Annotated in this window: 16 protein-coding genes; 3 read left to right on the top strand and 13 right to left on the bottom strand. The window is 68.4% G+C overall.

What is annotated here, in order from left to right; all coding sequences use genetic code 11:
* Positions 1-22 precede the first annotated feature (22 nt).
* The 8 genes from gatA to GY812_00875 all read right to left on the bottom strand — a co-directional run bounded on the left by gatA (position 23) and on the right by GY812_00875 (position 8329).
* On the bottom strand, positions 23-1489 hold the full coding sequence (gene gatA / locus GY812_00910) for an Asp-tRNA(Asn)/Glu-tRNA(Gln) amidotransferase subunit GatA (protein MCP4434046.1): 1467 nt from the start codon (positions 1487-1489) through the stop codon (positions 23-25).
* A 5-nt stretch (positions 1490-1494) separates the two neighbouring features.
* On the bottom strand, positions 1495-1818 hold the full coding sequence (gene gatC, locus GY812_00905) for an Asp-tRNA(Asn)/Glu-tRNA(Gln) amidotransferase subunit GatC (GenBank protein ID MCP4434045.1): 324 nt from the start codon (positions 1816-1818) through the stop codon (positions 1495-1497).
* A gap of 311 nt (positions 1819-2129) precedes the next feature.
* Complete coding sequence (locus GY812_00900; protein ID MCP4434044.1) at positions 2130-2966, bottom strand: enoyl-CoA hydratase/isomerase family protein; 837 nt, start codon at positions 2964-2966, stop codon at positions 2130-2132.
* 57 nt (positions 2967-3023) lie between these two features.
* Positions 3024-4214: an acyl-CoA dehydrogenase gene (locus GY812_00895; protein ID MCP4434043.1), complete on the bottom strand. Its 1191-nt coding sequence runs from the start codon at positions 4212-4214 to the stop codon at positions 3024-3026.
* Positions 4215-4265: 51 nt separating this feature from the next.
* Positions 4266-5441, bottom strand: coding sequence for a hydrolase (locus GY812_00890; protein MCP4434042.1), 1176 nt, complete (start codon positions 5439-5441; stop codon positions 4266-4268).
* Complete coding sequence (locus GY812_00885; GenBank protein MCP4434041.1) at positions 5438-6130, bottom strand: nitroreductase family protein; 693 nt, start codon at positions 6128-6130, stop codon at positions 5438-5440. Before GY812_00885 ends, GY812_00890 begins: the two co-directional genes overlap by 4 nt.
* 100 nt (positions 6131-6230) lie before the next feature.
* On the bottom strand, positions 6231-7457 hold the full coding sequence (locus GY812_00880) for an amidohydrolase (protein MCP4434040.1): 1227 nt from the start codon (positions 7455-7457) through the stop codon (positions 6231-6233).
* Between the two features lie 122 nt (positions 7458-7579).
* Positions 7580-8329 (bottom strand): alpha/beta fold hydrolase, encoded by a 750-nt coding sequence (locus tag GY812_00875; GenBank protein MCP4434039.1) that lies wholly within the window; start codon positions 8327-8329, stop codon positions 7580-7582.
* Positions 8330-8490: 161 nt separating this feature from the next.
* Between GY812_00875 and GY812_00870 the strand changes: the two genes are divergently transcribed.
* The gene (locus tag GY812_00870) at positions 8491-8913 is read left to right on the top strand and encodes an SCP2 sterol-binding domain-containing protein (protein ID MCP4434038.1); all 423 of its coding nucleotides are present in this window, start codon (positions 8491-8493) and stop codon (positions 8911-8913) included.
* An 87-nt stretch (positions 8914-9000) separates the two neighbouring features.
* Here GY812_00870 and GY812_00865 read toward each other — a convergent pair whose 3' ends face one another.
* Both GY812_00865 and GY812_00860 read right to left on the bottom strand, forming a co-directional pair.
* Entirely contained in the window at positions 9001-10539 is a 1539-nt protein-coding gene (locus tag GY812_00865) for an MFS transporter (protein ID MCP4434037.1), read from the bottom strand.
* Between the two features lie 312 nt (positions 10540-10851).
* Positions 10852-13080 carry a PASTA domain-containing protein gene (locus GY812_00860; protein MCP4434036.1) on the bottom strand — a complete coding sequence of 743 codons (2229 nt, stop codon included), beginning with the start codon at positions 13078-13080 and terminating at the stop codon, positions 10852-10854.
* A gap of 126 nt (positions 13081-13206) precedes the next feature.
* On the opposite strand from GY812_00860, the gene GY812_00855 reads away from it, so the two are divergent.
* On the top strand, positions 13207-13674 hold the full coding sequence (locus tag GY812_00855) for a hypothetical protein (GenBank protein MCP4434035.1): 468 nt from the start codon (positions 13207-13209) through the stop codon (positions 13672-13674).
* A 24-nt stretch (positions 13675-13698) separates the two neighbouring features.
* Here GY812_00855 and GY812_00850 read toward each other — a convergent pair whose 3' ends face one another.
* The 3 genes from GY812_00850 to GY812_00840 are packed head-to-tail and all read right to left on the bottom strand — an operon-like array spanning position 13699 to position 17514.
* Positions 13699-14346: an HAD family phosphatase gene (locus GY812_00850; GenBank protein ID MCP4434034.1), complete on the bottom strand. Its 648-nt coding sequence runs from the start codon at positions 14344-14346 to the stop codon at positions 13699-13701.
* A gap of 30 nt (positions 14347-14376) precedes the next feature.
* Positions 14377-16455, bottom strand: a complete 2079-nt coding sequence (gene ligA, locus GY812_00845) for an NAD-dependent DNA ligase LigA (GenBank protein ID MCP4434033.1) — start codon at positions 16453-16455, stop codon at positions 14377-14379.
* Positions 16456-16485: 30 nt separating this feature from the next.
* The gene (locus GY812_00840; protein ID MCP4434032.1) at positions 16486-17514 is read right to left on the bottom strand and encodes a hypothetical protein; all 1029 of its coding nucleotides are present in this window, start codon (positions 17512-17514) and stop codon (positions 16486-16488) included.
* A gap of 45 nt (positions 17515-17559) precedes the next feature.
* Here GY812_00840 and GY812_00835 point away from each other — a divergent pair, with 45 nt between their 5' ends.
* Positions 17560-18438, top strand: coding sequence for a hypothetical protein (locus tag GY812_00835; protein ID MCP4434031.1), 879 nt, complete (start codon positions 17560-17562; stop codon positions 18436-18438).
* Position 18439: the final 1 nt, after the last annotated feature.

Here is an 18439-nt window from a genome sequence, read left to right as displayed (position 1 = left end):
TCCCACTTGTCGAGGTCGATGCTCACGACGCACCTCCCGCGCTGGCGGCTGCTTCATCGTTCGCCGCCGCCTCCAGAACCCGGGCCGCCCGGAACATGGGCACCTCGCCGAGCGCCGGTGCCAGCACCTGCACGCCCACTGGCAGGCCGTCGTCGCCGGTGCCGAACGGCACCGAGATCGCGGGATGCCCTGCCAGGTTGGAAGGGATCGTGCAGAGGTCGTTCATGTACATCGCCAGTGGATCCTCGGTCTTGTCACCAAGGGCGAACGCCGTGCTCGGCGCGGTGGGCGACAGGAGCAGGTCGAAGCTCTCGTATGCGGCGTCGAAGTCGTTGCGGGTGAGCGTGCGAACCTTCAGAGCCTTGCCGTAGAAGGCGTCGTAGTAGCCCGCTGAGAGGGCATAGGTGCCGAGCATGATGCGACGCTTCACCTCGTCGCCGAAGCCGGCGGTCCGGGTCGCCTCCATCATCTCGCCTGTGGTCGGCCCGTCCACCCGGTTGCCGTATCGCACACCGTCGTAGCGGGCGAGGTTGGAGGACGCCTCGGCAGGTGCCACGAGGTAGTAGGCCGAGAGGCCGAGGGTGACCGCCGGAACGGAGACTTCCTCGACCGTGGCGCCGGCAGCGGTCAGCGCCTCTGCAGCTGCGCGGGTCCGCGCAACGACGTCGGCCTCGATGCCCTCACCCATCATCTCGGTGATGAGGCCGACACGCATGCCGTCAACGCCGGCATCCAGCTGGCCGGAGAGGTCCGGCACTGCGTTGGGCAGCGACGTGGAGTCCCCCACGTCGTGTCCGCCGATGGCCTCGAGCAGCAACGCTGCGTCGGCGACGCTGCGGGCGAACGGGCCGATCTGGTCGAGCGAGCTGCCGAACGCGATCAGGCCGAGTCGCGACACGAGGCCATAGGTGGGCTTCATGCCCACGACCCCGCACAGCGACGCAGGCTGGCGGATCGAGCCGCCGGTGTCCGAGCCGAGTGACAGACCGGCGAAGCCGGCTGTGACCGCCGCCGCGGACCCGCCCGAGGATCCACCCGGCACCCTGTCGGTGTCGTGTGGGTTGCGGGTGGGGCCGAAAGCCGAGTTCTCCGTGGAGGAGCCCATGGCGAACTCGTCCATGTTGGTCTTGCCAACCATCAGCGCACCCTCCTCCGCCAGGCGCTGCACGACGGTGGCGTCATAGGGCGGCACCCAACCCTCGAGGATCCTCGACGAGCATGTCGTCGGCACCCCTCTGGTGCACAGGTTGTCCTTCAGAGCGACCGGCACTCCGGCCAGCACACCGGGGTCGTCTCCGGCGGCGACCGCGGCATCGACCCGCTCGGCCGCGGCCCGGGCCGCCTCCTCGGTGACGAGGTTGAAGGCATTGACCGTGTCTTCGTCTTCGGAGATGCGCTCGAGGTGTTCCTCGAGCACATCGGTCGCAGTCGTCTCGCCGGCACGCACTGCTGCGACGATGTCGACAGCAGATGCGAGTCCGCTCGGCACGCCGCTCACGACTCCTCCCCGAACGACGGCGGAACCCGGAACTGGTGGTCCTCCACCACAGGCGCCGAGGCGAGCACCTCTGCACGGTCGAGCGGTGTGGCGGGCTCGTCGGCCCGCATCACGTTGGCCAGCGGGATGGGGCGCGCCATCGGCTCGACGTCGTCCAGGTCGAACGCCTCCATGTCGGCGGCGTGGCCCAGGATGTCGGCCAGCTGGTGTGTGAAGCGGTCGAGCTCCTCGGAGCTGAGGGACAGGCGTGCGAGCTTCGCCACCTTGGCCACCTCGGCCTCGGTGATCGAGGGTCCGTCTTGGGTGTTTGGTTCGCTCATGGCGCCGGTGATCGTACCGCCGATGGTGCCGTGTGGCCTCAGCGGTAGATTCCGGGCGTGGCCCGCTTATTCGGGCTGGACGGTGTGGAAGTCCGACGCGGCGGACGCACCGTGCTGGATGGCCTCGATCTGTCTCGCTCGCCGCGACCGTGCTCGTGGGCACCCGTCTGGTGGATGCGCTCGATGAGAGACGCTACGAGGTGGAGGCTCGACTCGTGCTGGACCACTCAAGTTCGTTTCCCGAGTGATTCAGCGTCGCATCGACGCGGAGCTACTCGGGAAACAAACTCGAGTGGCGGTGCACAGCGCTGTCAGCGGCCCTCGAAGCGGGGGGTGCGCTTGTTGCGCATCGCGTCGACCGCCTCGGCGTGGTCGGCGGACTGGAATGTGGTGAGCTCCAGCGCCGTGGAGGTGTCGAACGATGCCAGCAACGCCGCGCGGAGCTGCTGGTTGACCGCCAGCTTCGTGTAGCGAACGGCCAATGGCGGTTGCGCTGCAAGGCGCTTCGCCAGCGCCAGGGACTCCTCCAGCACGTCACCCGCAGGCACCACGCGGTTGACCAGCCCGACCCGCTCGGCCGACTCGGCGTCGAGCGGGTCGCCGAGCAGCAGGTGCTCCTTGGCCTTTGCCGGGCCGACCGCGGCGGGCCAGATCACCGTGCCACCGTCACCGGCCACGAGGCCCACACTCACGTGCGGATCACCGATCCGTGCGGAGTCGGCCATCACCACCAGGTCCGACAGGAGGGCGATCGAGGCTCCGAGGCCCATGGCGTGGCCATTGAGGCCACACACGATCGGCACCTCGACGTCGAGCAGGTCCCAGATGATCTGGCGGGCGTCGAGGCGTAGCTCATCGAGCACCTCCACCGAGCGGAGCGTCTCGAACCACTCGAAGTCGCCACCCGCGCAGAATGCCCGTCCGGAACCGGTCAACACCACGGCTCGGGCCGTGCGCTCGCGGCGCAGCCGACGGAAAAGGGCGGCCAACTCGCCGTGAAGAGCCTCGTCGACCGCGTTCAGGTCGCTGCCCGCACGTTCGATGGTGACTACGAGCACGCCGGGGTCCTCCGGAGTGTCCCCTCCGAGCCGCTCGAAGCGCAGCGTCGACCAGTCGTGGTACTCGATCGGTTGTTCGTGTGCAGTCATGGCTGAGTCTCCATTGACGGTCTCATGTGCGGTCGCGCTGCCACCGGGCTGGCCGGGTCACCTCGGCTCGCGGGGAAGGCCCAGCAGGCGCTCGGCGATGATGTTGCGTTGCACCTGGGTCGTGCCGCCGCCGATGGTCAGGGCCCGAGAGAACAACGCACCCCAGGGCCACGGGTTCTGGTGTCTGGCGCCCAGGCCCGCGCCCAGAGGCTCGGGGGCGATCTCCGAAACCGCCCCCGGCCATGTGCTGTCACCGCCCGCAAGCATCGAGGCCGGACCGCCGAGATCGAACAGGAGCTCGTAGAGGCGCTGGCCGTGCTGGTCCGAGAGCAGCTTCTCGAGCGATGCCTCCGGACCGGGCCGGCCTTCGCGCTCAGCGACTGCGCGGACCTTCTCGGCGAGTCGGTCGAGGATGAAGGCGTCGGTGTAGAGCCGGGCGAACTGCTGGCGCAACCGCGGATCGGCCATCGCGTTGGGAGCGCCGTCGCTGCGCACACCCGACCGGGCCAACGCGATGGCGGCGTCGAGCACTTCTTCGCCCGTGGGGCCCATGCCCCAGAGCAGGCCACCGTGGGACAACGTGACCCGCTCATTGCCGAGGGTCAGCGTGGCCAGCCGCCATCCTTCACCCTCTCCGCCCAGCAAGGCATCTCCGGGGATCCGTGCATCGGTGAAGAACACTTCACAGAAGTGCGAGCCACCGGACATCTCCCTGATCGGGCGGACCTCGATGCCCGCAGTGTCCATCGGGCAGAGGAAGTAGGAGATGCCCTTGTGGGGCGGCGCGTCGGGGTCGGTTCGGGCCAGCAGGATGCCCCAGGCGGAGGTGTCCGCATCGGTCGTCCACACCTTCTGGCCGTTCACCACCCACTCGTCTCCGTCGCGGACAGCCGTCGTGCGAAGCGAGGCCAGGTCGGAGCCGGATTCCGGCTCGCTGAACAGCTGGCACCAGTGGTCCTCGTTGGACAGGATCCTCGGTAGAAACCGCTCCTTTTGGGCATCGCTGCCGGCCGCGAGGATCGTCGGACCCGCCCAGCCGATTCCGATCGAGTTGTCGGGCAGGCGGATGCCCGCCGCGAGCAGCTCCGCCTCGATCGCGCCGGCCTGCTCAACCGTGGCTCCGGGGCCCCAGGGCCCGGGCCACTGGGGAGCGACCCATCCGGCCTCGGCGAGCTGGGCATCTGTGGGCTCGGGGTTGGCGGCGAGCCAGGCCTGCACCTGCTCGACAATCGCCGCTGTATCGCTCATGTGCCCCACCACCGCGCGTCGCTCATCGGCCTGCCCGCCCGGGTGACCGGCTCACAGTTCCGCGAACCCTGGCTCGTCACCGAACAACACCGAACCGACCGACTCGAACAGCTGCGGGCCAACCATCACATGTTGGGTGGCGGTGAGGGCGTCACGGACGGTCCGCTCGAGCAACTGGCCGTGGCGAACCGACGTGCCGCCGCCGAGGCGGTGCATTCGGGTACACACGTCCGCTGCCACCGTGGCCGCATGGGTCGCAGCCAGCCGCAGTGACGCTCGCTGGCCGATGTCGAAGTCTGCGCCGGCTTTGGCGGCACCCCATGCAGACTCGACTTCAGAGCGGAACAGTGCCCTCGCAGCGCGCAGTTGCGCCTCACAGCGGCCTGCCTCACCGCGGATGGTGGATCGCTTGGCCAGGTTGCGGCCACCCATGGTGGGCTTCTTGCGATTCCCGAGATCGATGAATGCATCCATTGCACTACGGGCGACGCCGAGGCTGACGGCACCGATTCCGAGCGCCAGCAGGGCGAAGGGCGGCACCTTCCAGAGCGGGCCGTCGGGCCACGGGTCGTCGAAGAAGCTGACGCTGTGCGAGAAGGGAACGGCGACCGCATCCATCACGAGGTCGTTGCTGCCGGTGCCGCGCATGCCGAGCACGTCCCAGTTGTCGACGATCTGCACCTGCTGCGTAGGAGCGAAGCACATCCGCATGTGTGGAAGCCCGAGATCGTCGGTGACCGGCTCGCCTGTCGGGTCAACGAGCATCGCACCACCGAGGAGCCAGGAGCAGTTGGCCGAGCCGCTGCCCCACTCCCAGCGGCCCGTGACAGTCAGGTCTCCGTCGTCGCCCAACACGGCCTTGCCGGTGGGAGCGTATGCCCCGCCGGTGATCACAAGCGGGTCGGAGCCATAGATCAACCCGGCTTCGCTCTTGGGCAGGTAGCCCGACAGAAGTGCCGTGGTGGCGCCGATCATCACGCACCAGCCGGTTGACCCGTGGGCCCGCCCGACGGACTCGATCACCTCGAGCACGTCGGGGAGTGCCGCCTCCAGGCCGCCGATCGACTCCGGAACCGTCGACCGGAAGACCCCCGCCGAGGCCAGTTCGCCGGCCATTTCCGCGCCGAGTCGGCCGGCCCGGTCCACCTCGGGTCCTTCGGCCTCGATGCGCTCCAGCAACGGCTCCACCGCTGCCGACAGTGATCCTTGCGAAGCCGATGGACTCACTTCTGGCTCCCCTCGGGTGCCACATATGCGGGGCTGTCGAATTCGCGCCGCTGCTTCCATCGACCCCAGTGCGTGACTCCCTGAACCGGGCGCCGGCGTGCCACACCGAAGCGGCCAAGGGGCTTGCCGATCGGCACGAGGGCTGCGATCGACCATCCCTCGGGAATGCCGAAGTGCTCGCGTACATCTTCGTGGCGGATCCGGAACACCGTGGTGAGCGCTGAGCCGAGGCCGAGGCCCCGTGCCGCGAGCATCAAGTTCTGCACCGCCGGGTAGACAGACGCGTCGGCGCGGCCGATGTCCATCGGCCCCTCATCGTCGGAGATGGTCATGTCCATCTCGGGCATGCACACGAGCACGTGCACGGGCACCGACGCGAGATTGTCGGCCAGGTGCCGCGAGGCCGACAGGGTGCGGTCCCACGATGCCTGGGATTCCGGGTCGGGCCGGGGCGGCACCGTGGCCAGCAGCGCCTTCTCGTAGCGGTCGTAGCAGGCCCGGTAGCAGTCCCCCATCCAGGTCCGGTCCGCCTCGTCGGTGAGCACCAGGAACTGCCACGGCTGGATGTTGCCGCCGGAGGGGCCCTGCTGCGCAGCCCGCAGGACCGCTTCGATGTCGGCCGTTGGCACCGGCTCATCCGACAGACGGCGCATGGCCCGCGTCGTCATGATGCCGTCATAGAGATCCATTCGCCCCGATACCCCGTTTCGTTCGAGCTGAATCACCGCCAGGGTGATTCAGCTCGAACAAAACGGCTCAACGGAACCGGCTCGGCAGAGCCCCCGGGGGTCACTCGCGGTCGAGCGACAGCATATTGATCGCGTTGCCCCTCAGGATCTTGTAGGCCACCTTCTCGTCGACTTCGGCCACCAGACGGTCCACGTAGTCCCTCGAGTGGGGCCACGAAGTGTCCGTGTGCGGGTAGTCGGTCTCGAAGCAGATGTTGTCCTCACCGACGGACTCGAGGTTCTTCACCCCGTGACGGTCGGCGGTGAAGCAACCATAGATCCGGCCCCAGTAGTAAGAGGACGGGGGGTCGGGGATCCTCGCCTTGGTGTTCATCCAGGAATCGTGGTGGTCCCACACCGTGTCGGCGCGCTCCAGCGCGTACGGGATCCATCCGATCTGGGCCTCGCTGTAGGCGAGCTTCAGGCGGGGGAACTCGATGAGCTTGCCGGAGAACAGCCAGTCCGCCATCGAGGCCATTGCGTTGTTGAAGGCGATGGTGCCACCAACCGCCTCGGGCGAGTCCGGCGAGGCTGCCGGCATGGTCGACGACGATCCGACGTGCATGCACAGCGTCACGTCGTTGTCGTCGCAGGCCGCGATCATCGGATCCCAGTCACCCGAATGGATCGACGGCAGGTTCAGCCTGGTGGGCAGCTCCGAGAAGCAGAAGGCGTGCACGCCCTTGGCCGCCATGCGCCGCACTTCGGCCGCTGCCAGCTCCGGGTCCCACAGCGGCATGATGCAGAGCGGGATGTTGTAGCCCTGCGACGGCTCACACCACTCATGCACCATCCAGTCGTTGTAGGCCTGCACGCAGGCAAGGCCCAGCTCCTTGTCCTCACCCTCGTAGAAGGTCTGGCCACAGAACCTGGGAAACGTCGGGAACGGCAAGGAGCCGTCGACCCAGTTGAGTTCGAAGTCCTTGATGCGCTCGTCACGGTCCCAACAGCCAGGTCGCATCTCGTCGTAGGTGACCGGCACCATCTGCATCACGGTGCGGTCGAAGCTCTGCGGCGTGCCATCGGGAGTGGCTGACTTGGGGATCGCCACGAACGCCTTCTGGACGTAGATCAACTCGGCGTCGTAGACCCAGGCGTCACCGGGGGTGCCATCCTCCGCGACGGTGTTGCGGTACTTGGCGCCCGGGTAGTGCACGAACGGCGCCCACTTCTCACGGATCACCTTGGGGCCCCGTTCGCGCCACTTCGACGGCAGCCACTCCTGCCAAACATGGGCGGGTTCGACCACGTGGTCGTCCACGCTGATGATCTTCGGCGGATCGGCCATCGAGGCGGCGCCCGATTCGCGGGGAGACTCCGTAACTGACACGCGTGTCAGATTAGTGCGGACGCCCCCACCGGCGACGGGTGAACCGTCGCTCGAGGCCGCGCGGCGCGGCAGTGACGCGCTCAGTCGCCGCTGATCCGTGCGACGAACTCGAGGGACCGCTCGTTGATCAGTTCCTTGTCGTAGTCCTGGGTGGCCACGTGGTAGCTGCGCTCACACGTCACCCGCTCCACCGGGCCCGAGACTGCGGCCGCCAGGAAGTCGCTGTCAGTCGACGGCACCACGTGGTCCTCAGGGCTAGTGAACAGCAGCAGTGGCTGCTCCACCTCACCGAGGTGAGGGCCGATCTCGCCGGAGGCCGCGAACAGTGACAGCAACGGCGCAAGGGGCGTGTCGACGTAGGCCGACTCGGTGACGCCCGGCATCGCGATGTCCGAGCCGATACCAGGCATGACCGCCTCGCCCGCCTCGACGAGCTGCTCGACCACAGCGCTCATGTCCTCGCTCGGCGCGACCGCGGGGTTGATGCAGATGAGTCCGGCGAGCTCAGGGTGGTTGATCCCCAGCCAGCACGTGATGGATCCCCCCATCGACAGACCTGCCACGAACTGCGTTTGCGTACGCTGGGCGAGGCGCCCGAGGGCGGCCTCCGCCTCGGCCGACCAGTCAGCCCAGGTCTTGTCCATGAGATCCTCGATCGATGTGCCGTGCCCCGGCAGCCGTGGCATCTCCACCGAGTAGCCGGCGCCGGCGAAAGCCTCGGCCAGGCCGCGGACCGAACTGGGGTTGCCGGTGAAGCCGTGCAGCACCAGCACGCCGACAGGCCCGCCTTCCGCGCTCCATGGTTCTGCTCCGTCGATGACATCGGCCATCTGATTGCTCCTGTCTGGTCCACCGAGTCGATCGGTGCTTGGTCTGCAACACAGTAGATCCAGCTGTGCCGGATGCCGCTTGACCGTCCGGTCAAGACGACTAGTCTGCGCCACGAACGTGAATGGGATTCACGTGGAGACCGACCAGACGGGGGACCGACATGGCCAAGTACCAGTTCCTGAGCGACGAGTGGCTCGAGGGAGCCAAGAAGATCCGACACGAGCTGAGCGCAGATGCCGGGCCACCCCCGCATTCGATCCGGATGAACCAGGTCATCACCGAGGTTCCCTTCGGTGACGGCTCCATCGACGCCCACATGGACACCTCCGGCGGCGAGATGCAGATGGACGTAGGCCACATCGAGGATCCCGAGCTCACAGTCACCCTCGACTACGCAACCGCCAAGGCGATCCTCGTCGATGGCAACCCACAGGCGGGCATGCAGGCGTTCATGGCCGGCAAGATCAAGGTTGAGGGCGACATGACCAAGATGATGGTCCTGCAGCAGGCCCCCACCGACCCGGCGGCCGCCGAGGCAGCGGAGAAGATCGCCGCCGCCATCAAGGACATCACCGAGGACTGAGCGGGAACCGACGAGCCCCCGGGGGTGGTGCGGACTCCGGTCCGGCCACCCCCTTCCCGCGCCGGGTGACATCCGTGCCTGGCCGGCTCAGCTGGGTGGCGACGGCTTGCGGCGCCCCCCAGCCCGGTCCGCACCGATGTCCACCAGGAACATCGCAATGACGAGGCCGACAACGGCGAACGCGGCGCCCAGCAGGTACGCGTTGCGGTACGAGCCACCGAGACCCGCCGAGTCGACGGTCGCGACCTGCACCGCCTCCAGTCCGTTCATGCCGAGTGTGGTGCCGACCTGCGCCACGAGGAGCTGGGCCGCGCCGGCTATGCCGAGGTCGGTGTCGTCCACGGAGTTGGCCACCGCGGACGCAAGACGCGGTTGGGCGGCGCCGATGCCGAAGCCCGACAGTGTGAGCGCCACAACCACCACTGCGGTGCCCGGATCTGGCGACACCCAGGCGAAGGCGAACAACGACACCGCGAGCGAGGCCAGACCAGACACGACAGTGGTGCGCGCCGAGATGCGGTGCGCCAGCAGCCCGGCAATCGGGCCCGCGATCGCGAACGTGAGCGGCCGCGGGATCATCATCAGCGCTACCGCGTCGGCCCCGAGGCCGCGCACTTCCGCCATCAGCTTCGGGGTGAGTATGAACCCGCCCATGTAGCCGAACTGGATGAAGAAGCCGACGACGACCGGCACCGCAAACGCCCGCTTTCGCAGCCAGGGCAGCGGAATCAGCGGGTGTTCGACGCGCCCCTCGATCCGCAGGAACCACCAACCTGCAAGGGGGAACACCACCAGTCCACCAACCACCCACGGGTTCGACAGCCCCCACACCGACGCACGGTCGATCGCGAACAGCAAGGCGCCCAGCGAGACGATCAGTGCGACCTGGCCCCGCACGTCGAAATGCACGTTGCGATGGCGCTTGGTCTCCGGCAGCACGACCCACGCAACCAGTGCGGCCGCCAGCAGCAGTGGCGTCTGGAACCAGAAGATGGCCCGCCACCCGACCGCTTCCACGAGCGGCCCACCGATGACCAGGCCAAGGACCGGCCCACCGGCGACGACCAGTGACCAGAATCCGAGTGCCCGCGACCGGTCCTCGCGCGCGAACAACTGGTTGATGATCGCCAGTGAACTGGGCCCGGTCGCGGCCCCGATCGTGGCTCCCACCACGCGGAATGTGATGAGCGATCCACCCGACCAGGCCAGGGCGGCGCACAGCGAGAGGGCCGAGGCGCCGAACATGCCGATCAGGTAGACGCGCCGCTGGCCGTGGAGGTCACCCAGCTTCCCCGCGACCGTGCCGGTCAGCGCCACCGCAATCGTCGGCCCGGAGATCAGCCAGACGAGGGTGGATGCACTGGTGCCGAGATCATCCGCAATGGCCGGACGGCTCACCGCGAGGATCGTGATCGAGCTCGCCACACCGAGGGCGCCGAGCAGCACTGTCCACGTGACCAGCCACGGCGAGGGCCCCTTGCGGCCCGGGTCATCGGCGACTTCCCGACGCTTGCCCCAGCGCCGCAGCAGGATCGACCAGGGCATCACGGCCTCTTCGTCGACCCCGGGTGCCTCGATCGCGACCGCGATCGCGGGATCCAGGTCCTCTTGCTCGCTGGGCGTCACGTGCTGGCCTCGGACATCAGGTGATGCAGCCTAAGGCGACGTCACGCCGCGCCCTTGGTCGTGTGACCCGTGACCGCCGGGCGGGGCCGGCACCCGGCGGCAAACTCACCCCCCGACGAGACGAGTCCGTTCGGTTGGGGCGGCCGCCATCGAGCGGCGGCTGGGGAACACCACAGACAGCAGACCACCCCAACGGAACGGACACGCTGACAGGAAACCTAGGACGATCGACGAGCGAGTTAGTGGACCTCGCCGACAATCAGCGTCTGAGTCTCATCCACTTCGGCGCCGGAACCGGCCGGCCGGCACGGTTCACTGCCTCGTGAAGATGCGCACCGACGAGCCGGGTGGGCGTGCCTCACCGGCGACGGGATCGGTGGCCAGCACCGTTCCGGTGGGTGAGCCCTCGATGCCCGAGACGGTGAACCCTGCCTCTTCGAGCGCGGCGGCAGCAGAGGACCCGGTGCGACCCACCACGTTTGGCACGATGATCGGACGCGGCCCGTCGGACACGACGATCTGTACCGCGGAGTCGCGGGGCACCTGAGTGCCTTCCGCGACGCCGACACTGATCACGATTCCTTCGTCGACGGTGTCGCTGTACTCGGTGCTCACTTCGGCCACGAGCTGCACGCCCTCGATCGCGCCCACGGCCTCGGCCCGTGTGGCACCCACGATCCCTCCGGGCACGGTGCGTGGAGCGGGGCCGTCGGACACGAAGACGTCGATGGCTGTTCCCTTCGGAAGGCGCCCCTCGGCGTCGGGCGCCTCACTTCCCTCGGCGGGACCGAACAGCAGCACGATGCCCGCCGGGTTGTCCTCGTTGAAGTCACTGGAGCGGGTGCCGAGCAACAGGCCTGCCGCCTCCAGAGCGGCGACAGCATCGGCTTCCGGCACCCCTGCCAGTGCCGGAACGGCAGTGAGGGTCTGCCCCTCTGACACCGTCAACGACACCGCCTCACCCTCGGCGAGCTCCGTTCCCGGCTCGGGCTGCTGGGCAAGCACTTCGCCCGCCACCGTGCCGTCGCGGCGCTCCAGTTGGACGGATTCGACCTCCCACCCATTGCCTTCGGCCGCCTCGGTGGCAACCGCGACATCGTCGCCGACCCAGGCCGGCACAACGTGGGTCGGTATGCGGATGAAGAACCACCAGCCGGCCACCCCCGCTCCAGCCAGCAGCGCAACCAACAGTGCGACCAGCAGGACCTTGCGGAGTGCGGGGCGACGGGACCGCTTGGCAAGCCTGTCGGGCTCTTGCATCGACCCCGGGGCGCTTGCCGCATCAAGCGGCTCGACCGGGCCGAGCCGGGATGGCACCGCATCGGTCAGCCGCGCGTGCTCGTCAGCCGCAGCGATGGAGTCGGCTCGCCACTCCCCTGAGGGCTCGAGGTCGTCTGCGGCGGCCAGGGCCGCTGCAGACGAGGCGCTGAGGTCGATCAGCAGGTCGTCATCCGCGGCGCCACCGGCTGCGGCTCCCTGGCCGGAACCCCCACCGGGCGCCTCGCCGGGATCAGGGTCGGATTCGCCGTGGCCACTCGTCGGCTCTGCGTCATCGGCCCTCTCGGAGCGCTCGACGTCATCGCCGACCTCCCCGACCGCTCCCAGCACGGTCACACCGGCGGCGCCGCGACCGACACGCAGTTCCGAGGTGTCTTCATCGGACACATCCAGCGCCACGAGATCGAGCGGCTGCGCCGGGCCCACCCGTTCCACCGCCGAGTTGAGCTGCGACACGAGGTCGGCCGCAGTGCAGCGGCGCCAGGGGTCGGTCTCGGTGGCGGCCAGCAGCGGTTCGCGCAGGACCCCGAAGTCGACCGACACATCGATGCTGCTGTCGGAGCGCATGGCGACCGTTCCCGCAACGGTGTCCGCCAGCATGGGCACGACGCCGGTCACCGACTCCATGAGCACGAGTGCGAGCGAGTAGACGTCACTTCGCCCGTCGACGGCCCGACCCTGCATCTGCTCGGGCGACGCGTAGCGGGTGGTGCCCGAGACCGCCCCGATCGGTTCCGTACTCGCCGCCGCAGCGATCGCCCGCGCGATTCCGAAGTCGGCCAGGGCCACCCGACCCGTGTCGTCGAACAGCAGGTTGGCCGGCTTCACGTCGCGGTGCACGATTCCCGCTTCGTGGGCGACCGTGAGCGCCCGCGCCGCGTCGCGACCCACCGCGACCGCTTGGGCGACCGACAGTCGGCGACCCACGTCGAGCATCGACTGGAGGCTGCCGCCGCCCATGAAGGCCGTTGCGATCCAGGGCACCTCCAGGTCGTCGACCATGTGTGTGCCAGCGTCATAGAAGCGCACGATGTGGTCGTGTTCGAGCACCGAGACCGAATTGGCTTCCTCGCTGAACTGACTGATGAAGCTCTCGTCGCCGGCCAGGCTCTCGTGGAGGACCTTGACCGCCACTGCAATGTCGAGCTTGAGGTCCTTTGCCAGGTAGACGCGTGACGACGCGCCGCTTCCGATGCGCTGGGCCAGAACCCAGCGCCCTGCCAACACCGTTCCGGTGTCCACGGATGTCCCAGCCGCCGCCATGAGGCCATCGTACTTCCGCGCACGTGTGCCCCCGGGGTACCTTCCCGGTGCTTTTCCTGTGGATTGGCCCGGGTCGCGACCGGCCGCGCTGCGTGGTGAGTACCGACGACGGCCATACTTGTGCCCATGGCCACGACCGACTCCAGCGAGGGCCGCGACACCACGCCTGGGGGCCTGAATCCCAAGGCCCGTACAGCCATCGCGTCGCTCGTGATCGCCGCTGCGGTGGTCGGGCTCTTCCTGACCGTGAAAGCGGCCAACACCGGCGAAGAAGCCACCTCACTGGCTCTGCCGGACTCCGTGGACAGCCTGATCCCGGCCTCGGGCGACGAAGTGCTGGCCCAGAGCGCAGTCGGCGTTGACCTGGCCAGCGGATTCGATGCCTACCTGATCGTCAACGGCACCGAGATCCGCGACGAGGGCGACGGCCTCGCCAAGGACCTCGGCCTCGGTCGCGTGATGTTCCAACCCGGCCAGGGCAAGGCCATCGAGTCGCTCTCGCCGGAGCGCAACTGCGTGATCGCCATGGTGTGGGCACAAAAAGACGGACCCGACGCGGCAGAGCCGGTGTCGTGGTGCTTCACCGCAGCCTGAGCTGCCCGGAGCGAGCGAAGCCGGTCAACCCGAACCGAGCAGGGCTTCGACCTCCGCGATGCCGGCGGCCATGTCGCCGCGGTCCTGGCCCATCAGCACCGATGTGATGCCGACCGCACGCGCACCGTCGACGTTTCCCGGGGCATCGTCGACGAACACCACCTGCGACGCCTGCAGGCCCAGACGCCCCAGCGCGAGCTCATAGATCGCCGCGGCGGGCTTGCGCATGCCCACCTCAGAGGAGTCGACCACGTCCTCGAAGAGCTCATCGAGCGGCAACAGCGGCTTCCAGAAGTCCTCGAACTCCTTCGCGTTGTTGGTGAGCAGGGACGTGCGCAAGCCTCGCTGCTTCAGCTCCCGGCAGAACCCGACCATCTCGTCGCGAACTCCTCCGCCGGCGAGGACCATCAGGATCTCGAACGGGTCGAGGGGTGAACCGTCGGGCAGCTTGTGGCTCGCCATGATCTGCTCGCGGGCCTGTTCCATCGTGATCTCGCCGCGTTCGAGACGATGCCACGGGTGGTCCGTGTCCTGGTCGTAGGCGCCGAACACGGCGAGGGACAGCTCTTCGGCAGAAGTGCCCCGCTCCTCGGCCGCCGCCACCATGGCGGCGAACGGGGAGTCAATGAACACTCCGCCGAAGTCGAAGATCACAGCCTGCTTGTCGCCCATTGGGCCCCTCTCGAGTAGCGCGGCAACCGGTCAGACCTCGCCGGTTCGCAACAGCGTCTCGAAGCCTGCCGCGTCCACGACCGCTATGCCCAACTTCTCGGCTCTGGTGAGCTTCGAGGCACCGGGCGACTCGCCCACGACCACCGCATAGGTGGACTTCGACACACTGCCGGGCGACTTGCCTCCACGGGCCAAGATCGCTGCGGCGGCTTCGTCGCGGCTGTAGCCATCGAGGGTGCCGGTCACCACCACGCTGCGACCGGTGAGGGTCTGCTCGAGTTCCTCGGCCTGATCGGGCCGTGTGGTCTCGGTGCTCACGCCCGCCGCGACGAGGCGGTCGGCCAGCTCGGAGTTGTGCGGATCCGAGAACCAGTGGTGTACCGACTCGGCGATCACCGGGCCGACACCATCTACGGCGGCCAACTCCTCTTCGGAGGCAACGCGGATCGCGGCCAGCGACCCGAACGAGTCGACGAGCAGCTGTGCACCTGTGGGACCCAGGTGCACGATGTTGAGGCCGAACAACAGGTTCGCCAATGGGCGCTGCAACGACGCGGCGATCGACTCGCGCAGGTTGGCCACCGCCTTGTCTCCGTAGCCCCGCAGTTCACCGATCGCGTCGAAGTCGAGCGAGTAGATGTCGGCGACGTCGGACAGCAGGCCCAACTCGATGAACAGCTCGACCTGCTTCTCGCCCAGCCCTTCGATGTCCATCGCACCGCGCGACGCGAAGTGGCTGATCCGAGCGAGCCTGCGGGCCGGACAGCTGTAGTTGACGCATCGGTGGTCGGCCTCACCCTCGGCGCGTACGAGCCGTTGCCCGCACGAGGGGCAGTCGGTCGGGAACTTCCAGCGCCGCAACCCTTTCGGGCGGCGCTCCAGCACAGGGCCCACGACTTCGGGAATCACGTCACCGGCCTTGCGCACCACGACCGTGTCGCCGGGCCGCACGTCTTTCGCTGCGACCTGGTCCTCGTTGTGGAGCGTGGCCATGGCGACGGTGGACCCGCCCACGAACACCGGCTCCAGTACGGCAAAGGGCGTGGCGCGGCCGGTGCGGCCCACGGAGACGTCGATGCCGAGCAGCTTCGTGGTGCGTTCCTCTGGCGGCAGCTTGTAGGCGATTGCCCACCGCGGCGCCTTCGCTGTGGCGCCGAGCGCCGCCTGCACGTGCAGGTCGTCGACCTTCACCACCACGCCGTCGATCTCATAGGGCAGGTCGTGACGGTGCTCCACCCAGTGCGCGCAGAAGTCGTAGACCTCATCGAGCGAGGCGAAGGTTAATGTCTGCGGGTTGGTGGGCAGGCCCATCGAAGCCAGCCACTGGAGCGCGGCCGAGTGGCTCGGAGGTTGCTCGACCCCTTCGGTGGGACCCAGCTGGTAGCACCACCAGGACAGGCCACGGCCAGCCGTGACCGAGGAGTCCTTCTGGCGCAGGCTGCCGGCGCCGGCGTTGCGCGGATTGACGGGCACCGGCCTCGGTTTGCGCCCTGCCTCGACGGCCTCGGCATTGTCGGCCTCGGTGCGCGCCACGAGAGCGTCGAATGCGGCAAGGGGCATGTAGACCTCACCGCGCGCCTCGAGCACCGGCGGCGCATCACCCTCCAGCTGATGTGGAACCCCCTCGATGGCTCCGACGTTGGCGGTGACGTCTTCACCCGTGCGGCCATCACCGCGTGTGGCCGCTGCGACGTAGCGGCCATTCTCCCAGCGGATCGAAACGGCCAGGCCGTCGATCTTCAGCTCACAGGTGAAGCGGACCTCGGAGTCGAGGCCCGCCTCTTGGAGTCGCTTCGCCGTGCGGTCACCCCACGCCCGCAGCTCGTCGGAGTCCATCGCGTTGTCGAGGCTCATCATCGGAGCCGTGTGCTGCACAGGTGCGAAGGGGGTGCGGCGTGCGGACCCCGGTCGCTGGGTAGGACTGTCGGCGGTGACCAGATCGGGGTGGTCGGCTTCGATGGCCCTCAGCTCGCGGATCAGCTCGTCGTAGTCGGCATCGGGGATCGTGGGGGCGTCCTGGCCGTAGTAGGCGTTGTCATGGCGCCTGATCTCACCGCGCAGCCACTCGGAGCGGCCAGCTGGGTCTGTGGGGTCCGGGCCCGAGGTCACGAGCCAGAACCTACAGCGGGGATGTGACGCTCAGTACCCGGCGGATACAGGACGCTGCGGCGCGTTGGCCTGCATGCGGCCGGCGAGCGCATCGACCAGCTCGAGCATGCCGCCGACCTGTGCCATGCCGAAGCCACCCAGCCCATCGGCGGGGCTGACCATCGAGCGCTCCCGAAGCAGGCGCCCGTCGACTCCGGCGGCCTCGAGGTCACGCCATGTGGCCAACAGCTGGCGCCACAGGAGTTCCTCGGAGGTTCCGAGTGGCCGGTCCACCGGCACCGCGCCCCATGCGATCCAGCCACCGTTGTCGAGCAACGCCTGGATCCACCGCGACCATCCCGCAACCGATGAATCGGCCGGCATCGACACGAGCGACACGCCGGAACTGATGATCGTGCGCCAGTCGGAGCGACCCGGCACATGGATTCCGATCAGTACGGGGGTGGCGCCCGCCGCATGGTCGATCGCATCGACCACCGGGTCGAGAAGCGAGCGGACCTGACGCACCGCCAGCGGGAAGGTCGGGTGCATTGAGCCCACGAGCCGCCGCTCGTCCATGACGAGCGCGATCGGCAGGTCGGGCTCGACGGCACGGACCTCGGCCATCAGCGCCTCCGCGCGATAGACCGACGCGATCCGGGCAGCCTCCACGGCGTGGGACTGGGCCACGCCGGCGGCGCAGAGCGCGAGCGCGAGGCTCACGGGGCCGATCATCTCGACTCGCAGCGCGCATGGTGCCTCGCGGGAACGGTGCTCGGGCCAACGCTCCAGCGTCACGTGCAGGGGTGCGAAGGCGTCAGCCCTGACCGAAGCGGCATCAGCGGGGCGGATCCCGAAGGAGGCGTCGCTCACACGGAGATCGCCCAGCCCTATCGGGTGGACACCTTCGAAGGCAGTCGAGGCCTGGGCCAGCAGGGAGAACCCGGGGTCGGCAGGCACCGGAACAGTGGGCATGGGGCGGCCGGACAGCGCGATCTCGACGGCTTCGGACACTCCCGAGGCCGGCGATGCCGCCGGCACTGTGGGGAGCCCGATGTGCAGCTCAGGTGTTTTCCCCATGACTCGTTGTTAGCGGTGGGCGCGCAGAGGGCGCAAACTGGGGACGTGAATGCCCCCGGATTGATCTGGCTCGTACGTGCCCTCTGGCTCGCGCTCCCCTTCACCCTGCTCGAGGGTCTCCTGAGCGCAACCGAAGGTTCCGCCGACGCCACGCGCATCACCGTTCAGGCACTGTTCTGGCTTCTCTGGGCGGCCGGGTTCGTCGTATCACTCGTACCGCTGCCCTCGACCCTCACCGCGCTGCGGATCATCGCTCCCGTGGCACCCGCGGCCGCGTTGGGTGCGGTTGCGGTCGAGGCACCCGAGGCCGCCGGGTGGACGGGCCTGGGGATCTGCACGCTCGCAGCCGTGCTCTCCATGTCGTCGATCGTGGGCGACTGGTTCATCGACGGCGGCTCATGGGGCGAGGAGCGACGCTTCGCACTCAAGGCGCCGGTGGCGCTCCTGCTCGGTCCGGTACCACTCGCATGGGTTCTCACGACCGTTCCGGTGCTGGCGGGCATCGTGTTGTTCGCGGCTGAGGTCTACGCAGCCGCCATCCCGCTCGTGCTGATCGGAATCGTCACGGTCTGGTGGGGTTCGTTCGCGCTCTGGCGCCTGGCGCGAAGATGGCTGGTGTTCGTGCCCGCAGGAGTGACGCTGGTGGACGACATGGCACTGGCCGAACCGGTCCTGTTTCCATCGAGGGCGATCTCGAGGGTCGGCCCGGCGCACGTGGACACGTCAGCACTCGACCTCACCGTGAAGGCTCCCGGGCTCGTCGTCGAGATCGACTTCGCGGGAACGGTGGAGGTGACTCTCGCCGCTGGACGCGACGGCACGGCCCAGGCCGTGGACACCGAGGGAGTGCTGATCGTTCCGAGCCGGCCCGGCACCGCGATCGCCCACGCCGAGCAACGCGGGCTTGCGGTGGCCCGCGACTGAC

Source organism: Actinomycetes bacterium (assembly GCA_024222295.1).
GTDB lineage: Bacteria > Actinomycetota > Acidimicrobiia > Acidimicrobiales > Microtrichaceae > JAAEPF01.
This window is presented reverse-complemented; position numbering and strand designations above follow the sequence as displayed.

Bases quoted from the DNA above. Each gene is read 5' to 3' on its own strand.
- gatC (MCP4434045.1), bottom strand. From the start codon at position 1,818: ATGAGCGAACCAAACACCCAAGACGGACCCTCGATCACCGAGGCCGAG.
- GY812_00900 (MCP4434044.1), bottom strand. From the start codon at position 2,966: ATGACTGCACACGAACAACCGATCGAGTACCACGACTGGTCGACGCTG.
- GY812_00895 (MCP4434043.1), bottom strand. From the start codon at position 4,214: ATGAGCGATACAGCGGCGATTGTCGAGCAGGTGCAGGCCTGGCTCGCC.
- GY812_00885 (MCP4434041.1), bottom strand. From the start codon at position 6,130: ATGGATCTCTATGACGGCATCATGACGACGCGGGCCATGCGCCGTCTG.
- GY812_00880 (MCP4434040.1), bottom strand. From the start codon at position 7,457: ATGGCCGATCCGCCGAAGATCATCAGCGTGGACGACCACGTGGTCGAA.
- GY812_00875 (MCP4434039.1), bottom strand. From the start codon at position 8,329: ATGGCCGATGTCATCGACGGAGCAGAACCATGGAGCGCGGAAGGCGGG.
- GY812_00870 (MCP4434038.1), top strand. From the start codon at position 8,491: ATGGCCAAGTACCAGTTCCTGAGCGACGAGTGGCTCGAGGGAGCCAAG.
- GY812_00860 (MCP4434036.1), bottom strand. From the start codon at position 13,080: ATGGCGGCGGCTGGGACATCCGTGGACACCGGAACGGTGTTGGCAGGG.
- GY812_00855 (MCP4434035.1), top strand. From the start codon at position 13,207: ATGGCCACGACCGACTCCAGCGAGGGCCGCGACACCACGCCTGGGGGC.
- GY812_00850 (MCP4434034.1), bottom strand. From the start codon at position 14,346: ATGGGCGACAAGCAGGCTGTGATCTTCGACTTCGGCGGAGTGTTCATT.
- GY812_00840 (MCP4434032.1), bottom strand. From the start codon at position 17,514: ATGGGGAAAACACCTGAGCTGCACATCGGGCTCCCCACAGTGCCGGCG.